At 42.6% G+C, this 2,504-nt stretch carries 2 protein-coding genes; one reads left to right on the top strand and one right to left on the bottom strand.

Translation table 11 applies throughout. The features are described 5' to 3' along the window. Nucleotides 1–46 precede the first annotated feature (46 nt). On the top strand, nt 47–457 hold the full coding sequence (locus B4J23_RS08720; RefSeq protein WP_291360023.1) for a sel1 repeat family protein: 411 nt from the start codon (nt 47–49) through the stop codon (nt 455–457). A gap of 42 nt (nt 458–499) precedes the next feature. Here the strand turns inward: B4J23_RS08720 and ettA are convergent, their stop codons facing one another. Further along, a complete protein-coding gene (gene ettA, locus B4J23_RS08715; protein WP_291360021.1) occupies nt 500–2,161 on the bottom strand; it encodes an energy-dependent translational throttle protein EttA in 1,662 nt (553 codons plus the stop codon). Between the last annotated feature and the right edge of the window lie 343 nt (nt 2,162–2,504).

Genomic DNA, 2,504 nt, shown 5'->3' with positions numbered 1-2,504 from the left:
GGATAGATTAATTAATCGTTAATAATGGCAAAGGTGAGGAATAAAAATGCTTAAACTTAAAAAAGTCATACATTTTCTGTTTTCTCATGACGAGCCTACGGGTACAGAAGTGGAAAATTCTATTTCTGAAGCAGATACCTATTATCTGGAAGCTGTACAGTTTGAAAAGCTTTGCCATGTTTTAAAGCAACGCCAAGCTGAACATTTTCAAATTGCGCAGCTAGAGCAGCAAGAAAATTATCAACGCAATGCTTTCTGGAACTACTTAAGTGCAGCCACGCGTGGACACGCCGAAGCGCAATATAGAGTGGGTAAACACTTTCTTAAAGGTAGTCTAGGTTTAGATCAGAATTATTTTCATGCTGAAGAATGGCTGAATAAGGCTAAACAGCAAGGTCATTTAAAAGCTGCGCGGCTGTTATCAAATACTTATAGCCAAATGAGTGTCCAATATTAAATAAAAAACCAGCCCAAAGGCTGGTTTTTTTATGCGCTTTAATTAAGCACCAATTTTTCGGTATTTCTGACGCTTCGCTGCCAGATCATCGCCATATTTCTTACGGCGATACTCTTCAAACTCGGTATAGTTACCGGTGAAGAATTCTGGAGTCTCATCTTCAAATGACAAGATGTGAGTCGCAATACGGTCCAGGAACCAGCGGTCATGCGATACCACCATCACACAGCCCGGGAAGACCAAAATCGCATCTTCTAACGCACGTAAAGTTTCTACGTCCAAGTCGTTTGATGGTTCATCAAGCAGGATAACGTTCGCACCTTGTTGCAGGATTTTCGCAAGTTGTAAACGGTTACGCTCACCACCTGACAATTCACCTACGCGTTTTTGCTGATCTTGGCCTTTAAAGTTAAAGCGCCCGATATAAGCACGAGATGCAATTTCATAATCACCCACTTTCAGGATATCCAGACCGCCAGACACTTCTTCCCAAACGGTTTTATTGTTATCTAGGGTGTCACGAATCTGACCCACATAAGCAACTTTTACAGAATCACCCAAAGTCACTGTACCAGTATCGGGTTGCTGTTCGCCCGTCATCATACGGAACAATGTAGTTTTACCTGCACCGTTTGGACCTACGATACCGACAATCGCTGTTGGTGGTACTGTGAAAGACAAGTCTTTATACAGCAGTTTGTCACCAAACGATTTGCTGATCCCTTCAACTTCAACCACCTTGTTGCCCAGACGTGGACCAGGTGGAATGTAAATTTCAGAAGTTTCATTACGTTGCTGGAATTCACGAGAGTTAAGCTCTTCGAAACGCTCCATACGTGCTTTGTTTTTCTTCTGCTGGCCTTTCGCATTTGAACGAACCCATTCAAGTTCTTTTTTCAATGCTTTAGCAAAAGATTCTTCCTGCTTGTTCTCTTGTTCTAAACGCGCATTTTTCTGTTCCAGCCAAGAAGAATAGTTACCTTGATAAGGAATACCATGTCCGCGGTCAAGCTCCAGAATCCACTCGGCCACGTTATCAAGGAAGTAACGGTCGTGCGTAATCGCCACGATAGTGCCCGGGAAGTCTTTCAGGAAGCGTTCCAGCCAAGATACAGATTCTGCATCCAAGTGGTTGGTTGGTTCGTCAAGAAGCAACATGTCTGGTTTAGACAGCAGTAAACGACATAATGCAACACGACGGCGTTCACCACCTGAAAGCATGGTTACATCTGCATCCCATGCAGGCAGATTTAATGCTGCTGCAGCCTGTTCCAACTGGTTATTCAGGTTATGCGCATCCCAAGTCTGGATAATTGCTTCCAGTTTTTCCTGTTCTTTCGCCAAAGCATCGAAGTCTGCATCCGGATCTGCATAGTCTGCAAATACCTGATCAAGGCGCTCTAATGCATCAAGTGCTTCACGTACGCCGTCTTCAACGTTGCCACGAACGTCTTTGGTTGGATCAAGTGGTGGTTCTTGCTCGAGGTAACCGATTTTGATACCCGGTTGCGCACGTGCTTCACCAGAGAAATCTTTATCTACGCCCGCCATAATACGAAGCAAAGTAGATTTACCTGCACCGTTCAGACCAAGCACACCAATTTTTGCGCCTGGGAAAAATGATAAGGAGATATCCTTGAGGATTTCGCGCTTCGGCGGAACCATCTTGGACACTCGGTTCATCGTATAAATATATTGGGCCACGTAGGACTCCTCAATTGAAAAACCAAATGGGGAAGAAACAACCTCCCCTGCTCAATCATGAGCGAAAAAATAATCGGCTATTATACGCAGAAAGTCTTAAAAACATAAGCCATTCACGTGAAGTTAATGCCTTGTTACAAGTTTAATCCTGTTTATTTTTCAAACAGTATTTCTGACACCTAAACTTGCATTATTTTGCTGATGCTATATCGTTAATTAAGATATTTATTTGAATAAATATGCACTTTTCTTCATATTTCAAGTGCTAATATTTGAGCAGTTTCAATACAGCAGAAAACACAAGAAGACCAACGATCATGACTTATAAAGCAGAAACTTTAGC

The organism is Acinetobacter sp. UBA3025, from assembly GCF_002367915.1.
Classification (GTDB): Bacteria; Pseudomonadota; Gammaproteobacteria; order Pseudomonadales; family Moraxellaceae; genus Acinetobacter.
This window is presented reverse-complemented; position numbering and strand designations above follow the sequence as displayed.